Below are 5,481 nucleotides of genomic sequence, written 5' to 3' on the forward strand. Positions count from 1 at the left end.
GTTGGAAAGAGGAATCCAGCGCTCGGGGGCATTCAATTCTATGGGGGGCTCTGTAGCACAAATACGACACTACAGCTCAGAAATATAACAACGAAAAACAGTCAACCTATTTCAGGACTTGACAGGGAGGGTGGGAGACGCAGGGAAAGATAGGCAAAAATCGATCTATCTCGCTGAGGGGTTTGCGTTTAGAGAAAGAGGTCAGGATTGGACGTAGAGCTCGAGGAGGCGGAGGGCTTCGGCAAACTGCTCCCGGTATTCCAGGTTTTTATCAAAGGCGATCTCCAGCTTGAGCCCTTTGGCGGCGTCGAAACGCAGGTCCTGTTTCACCTTGGAGCTGAAATCCAGAACCTTTTGGCGGGGCGGCAGGTTTTCTGGCTTGAATTCGAGGGTGAGGGTGTGGTGGCGGACGTGGCAATTGAGCAGGTCGGCCTGTTTGGCGAGGATGTTTAGCTTGAAATACATCAGCAGCCAGGCGGCTTTATCGGGCAGTGGGCCGAAGCGGTCGGCCAGTTCGGATTCGAAATCCGCGATCTCCGCCAAATCCTCAAAAGCGCCCAGGCGGCGATAGATGGCCAGGCGCTGTTCGTCGTCGTTGATGTATTCCGGAGGGAAATAGAGGTCGATCTCGGTGCTGAGCTTGCGCCTGGTCTTGGGGGTTTCCAATTCGCCGGAGACGCTTTTTCCGTCCTGAACCGCGGTGATGGCGCGCTCCAGGAGGCTGTTGTAGTAATTGAAACCGATGGATTGGATGATGCCGCTCTGTTTGGTGCCCAGGATGGTGCCCGCTCCGCGCAGCTCGAGGTCGCGCAGGGCGACCTGGAAACCTGCTCCCAGGTAATCGTATTGGGTGAGGGCCTCCAAGCGCTGGCGGGCAACGCCGGTGGTGCCCTTGGAGATCAGGAGGTAGGAATAGGCGCGGCGGTTGCTGCGCCCCACGCGTCCGCGCATCTGGTAAAGCTGGGCGAGGCCGAAGGTGTCGGCGCGGTCGATGAGGATGGTGTTGGCGTTGGGGATGTCGATCCCGTTTTCGATGATGGTGGTGGAGATCAGCACCTGGAATTCGCGGTTGATGAAGGCGTCCATCACCTCCTCCAGATGGCGTTCCGGCATCTGGGCGTGGCCGACGACGAATCTGACATTCGGCATCAGGGCGCGCAGTTCTTCGGCGATGGTCTCGATGGTCTGAACGCGGTTGTGGATGAAGAAAACCTGGCCGCCGCGGTCGATCTCGCGCCGGATGGCGTCTTTGATCACCTCGTTGTCACGCGGGGTGATGATGGTGCGGATGGGCAGACGTTCCTTGGGCGAGGTCTGCATCAGGGAAATTTCCTTGAGCCGGGCCAGGGCCATGTTCATCGTGCGCGGGATGGGCGTGGCGCTCATGTAGAGGGTGTCCACGTTGGATTGGAGCTTGCGGAGGCGCTCCTTGTGGCGAACCCCGAAGCGGTGTTCCTCATCGATGATGAGCAGGCCGAGGTTCTGAAACCGGATGTCCTTGGAAAGCAGCCTGTGGGTGCCGATGGCGATATCGACGGTCCCGGCGGCAATTCCGGAAATGTCCTCGCGCAATTGGGCGTTGCTGCGGAAACGGCTCATCATGGCCACGCGGACGGGGTATTGGGCCAGCCTTTCCCGAAAAACGCGCCAATGCTGCTCCGCCAAAAGGGTTGTGGGAACGAGCACGGCGACCTGGCAGCCGGAACAGACGGCCTTGAAAGCGGCGCGGACGGCTACCTCGGTCTTGCCGAAACCCACGTCTCCGCAAAGCAGGCGCTCCATCGGGGCCGGGCTTTCCATGTCCGCCTTGATCTCGTTGGTGGAGCGGACCTGGTCGGCCGTATCCTCGTAGATGAAGGATTCCTCCATCTCGCGCTGCCAGGTGGTGTCCGGCTGATGGGCAAATCCGATGCGCGAGCTGCGTTCCGCGTAAAGCTTGACGATGTCCGCGGCGATGAGCTCGATCTGCTGGGTGGCCTTGTGCTTGGTATGCTGCCATTTGGCCGATCCGATCCGGTTCAGGACAGGCTCGGCACTTTCCTCCGCGACGTATTTGGTGACGAGCTTGAGCTGGTAGGTGGGCACGTAGACCCGGTCGTCCCCGGCATAGCGGAGTACCAGGCATTCGGTTTCCTGGCCGTCCAGGCGGATGATGGTGAGGCCTTCGAAGATCCCGATCCCGTGGTCGATATGGACAACATAGTCGCCGGGCTTGAGGCTTTCGTAATCCACGATCTCTTCGCCGGGCGAGAAGCGCGGGGAATAGCGTTTGCGCTTGTAGCGGTTGAAAATCTCGTGGTCGGTCCAGAGCGCCAGATCGCAGTCCAGAACGCGGAAACCCTCGTGCAGTACGCCGATGTGGCTGTCCGGATCGCAGCCGAAATCCTGGAGAAGTTCGTGCATGCGCTTGCTTTGGCTGGGATTGTCAAACAGCAGGATGGGGCGGGTGTTTTGGGCTTCCAGATGTTTCAGGGACGAGGCCAGGAGCCCCAGATCGCCGTTGAAGGAGGGCTGGGCTTCGAACGGGGCTTTGACGTTGGTGGTGGAAAAGGGCAGCACAAATTCGCTCTGGGAGAGGAACAGGCTGCTCTGGGGACGGGTGAGCTCCAGCAATTTCGCTTCGTCCGCCATCAGCCTGTCCGGGGGGCTGAGCTTGGCTTTGGTCTTTTTTTTCAGCTCACGCCGGTATTGCAGGTGCACCTGTTCGTTGAGTTGCTCGAATTCCTCATGGATGTAGACATAATTGTTGAAGAGGAGCAGGCGTTTGTCCGGGTCGAAATAGTCCGCGAAGGTGGAAAGCCCGTCCAGAAGGAGGCTGAACTGGTTTTCGATGCCTTCAAAGAATCCCGTTGTCCGCAATTGGGGCGCCAGAACGGAGGAATCGCTGATGTCGTCGAGGGAGAATTCCCGGGCTGGGATGATGGTGTAGGAAGGCACTTCGCCGGGCTCGGAGCGCTGGGTGTTGGTGGAAAAATAGCGCATGGTGATGATCTCGTCGCCAAAGAACTCGATCCGCACGGGCCTCAGATCGGGTGGGCTGAAGATGTCCATGATGCCTCCGCGCCGGGCCACCTGGAAGACCTTGCTGATCTGATACTGGGGTTCGAAGCCCATGTTGACCAGGTCGCGCATCAGGTCGTCGGGCGGATATTCCAGCCCGGGGCGCAGTTCCCTCACGTGGCGGGAAATGTTGGACAGAGGCGGGAGATAGCGCAGCAGGGCGCGGATGGAGACGCTGTAAACGGCCGGCTGGCCTTTGAGGACGTTCTGGATGCACATCATGCGGGTGGCGCGGATGGAATAGTGGGGCGAGCGCTCTTCGTAGGGCAGGATCTCGTAATCCGGCAAATAATGGGCATTGGCGGGGCCGATCAGGGCGCAGAGGTCATCCCAGATGTCCTCGGCGATGATGTCGTCCTGGGAAACGATCAGGATGTCCTTTTGGGTGAGGGTCCAAAGATGCGCCGCCACCAGAGCGCGGGCGCTCTGATTGAGATGGTGGACCTGAAGATGCCGGGCGGAATCCAGGCTGGCGGGCAGGCTTTGGAAGAAGGCCGATGCTTCCAGGCGGGGGCGGATCTTGGCGTATATCATCTTGGCGTCAAAGCGGTTCGGTGCTGACGAAGGTCCCGATTATCTTCGTGAGTTTGCCGCTTGAAAAAGAGATGGTGAGGCGGGCGTCGGACCCGATCCCGTCAACGCTGAGCACAGTCCCGGGGCCGTATTCCGAGTGCCAGACCTTTTGGCCGATGCGGAATTGCTTGTCCTTTTCGGTGATGCGGTGCCTGGTCTTGGGCCTGGCCCGGGGCGCGGTGGCAAGGTCGGCCTGATCGCCAGATCCCGCGAAGAGCGATTCATCCAGCTCCTGGAGGAAGAGGCTGGGTTTGGTAAAATAGAAAGTGTCGTAGAGGCGGCGGCATCTGGCATAGCTCAGCAGCAGCCTGGTTTTGGCCCGGGTCACGCCCACGTAGAGCAGCCTTCTTTCCTCTTCGATGGATTCGCGGCTGTCCATGCTCATGCGGTGGGGCAGAAGCTCCTGTTCCAGACCCACGATGAAGACGCAATCGAATTCCAGGCCCTTGGCGTTGTGAAGAGTCATCAGGCGGACGGAATCGGCGCTTCTTTCCGCCCGGTCCATGTCCGTCTGGAGGGCCACGAAAGGCAGGAAATCCGCCAGGAGCGGCGGCTGGTCTTGTTCCTCGAGCCAGCGCTCGGAAAATTCGCTCACCGAACTGACGAACTCGATCAGGTTTTCCACGCGGGAGATGTCCTTGGGGTCGTTGGTCCTTTTGTAGAGGGAGATCAGGTCCAGATGGTCCATGATGTCCTTCACCACATCCAGAACTGGCGAAGATTGCGCCATCACGCGCCACTCCTCGAGTTTGGCGGCAAATTCCGCGAGCCTTTGTTTGGTGCCGCCGTTGATTTCCGCGATGGCGCCGGCGTTTTGGAGGGCTTGGTAGAGATTGACGTGGGTCTTGGCGGCAAAACCGAGCAGGCGGTTTACAGTCACCTGTCCGATGCCTCGCGGAGGTTCATTGATGACGCGGAGCAGGCTTTCGGCGTCGGCTGTGTTGGAGATCGCAGCCAGATAGGCAAGCAGGTCGCGGATCTCCTTGCGCTGGTAGAAATGCAGGCTGCCCACGATGGAGTGGGGTATCTTGCGCTGCATGAAGGCGTATTCGAAGACCCGGGATTGTGCGTTGGTGCGGTAGAGGACAGCCATCTGGCTGTAGGGGATGCCCTTTTTGTTCAGGTCCATAACCCGCAAGGCCGTTTTGTCGGCCTCATCGGTCTCGTCCTCGTAGGTGAACAGCTCCGGTTTTTCGCCGTCTCCGAGCTCGGACCAGAGGTCCTTGCTGTGGCGCTTGCGGTTGTTTTTGATGATGGAGTTGGCGAGGCCCAGGATGCGCATGGTGCTGCGGTAATTCTGTTCCAGCCTGATGGGAAGGACGTTCTGGTAATCCCGCTCGAATTCCAGGATATTGCGGATGGTGGCGCCCCGGAAACTGTAGATGGCCTGGTCGTCGTCGCCCACAACGCAGACGCGCTGGTGTTCTCCGGCGATCTGATGCACGATCTCGAACTGGGCCTGATTGGTGTCCTGATATTCGTCGATCATCACATAGCGGAAAAGCTGGCGGTATTTTTCGCGCACCGTGGGATTGGTTTTAAGCAGCCTGGCAGTGTAGAGGAGGATGTCGTCAAAATCCAGGGCCTGGTTGAGCAACAGGCTTTGCTGGTAAAGAGTGTAGATGCGCAGGAACTTGCTTTCAAAATCATCGTGATGGCCCTTGGGCGGGGCTTCAGATTCCGCCCTGGCCAGGTCTTCGGGCAGCAGGAGGCGGTTCTTTATGCGCATCTGGCGCTTGAGTGTCACCTGTCCCGCAACCTCGCCCGCCGGCGCCTGGTAGCGTGCCGGACCGGTTTCGAAATCGTAGAACATCGATGAAATCGGCGCGCGCCAGTCGTAGACCAGCG

Annotated in this window: 2 protein-coding genes; both read right to left on the minus strand. The window is 59.3% G+C overall.

Features of this window, described 5'->3' with window-relative positions; all coding sequences use genetic code 11:
* Nucleotides 1-201: 201 nt before the first annotated feature.
* Nucleotides 202-3,594: a transcription-repair coupling factor gene (gene mfd, locus K0B87_09165; GenBank protein MBW6514904.1), complete on the minus strand. Its 3,393-nt coding sequence runs from the start codon at nucleotides 3,592-3,594 to the stop codon at nucleotides 202-204.
* Between the two features lie 7 nt (nucleotides 3,595-3,601).
* The coding region (locus tag K0B87_09170; GenBank protein ID MBW6514905.1) for a UvrD-helicase domain-containing protein at nucleotides 3,602-5,481 on the minus strand (1,880 nt) is incomplete at its 5' end.

This window comes from Candidatus Syntrophosphaera sp. (genome assembly GCA_019429425.1).
Taxonomy (GTDB): domain Bacteria; phylum Cloacimonadota; class Cloacimonadia; order Cloacimonadales; family Cloacimonadaceae; genus Syntrophosphaera.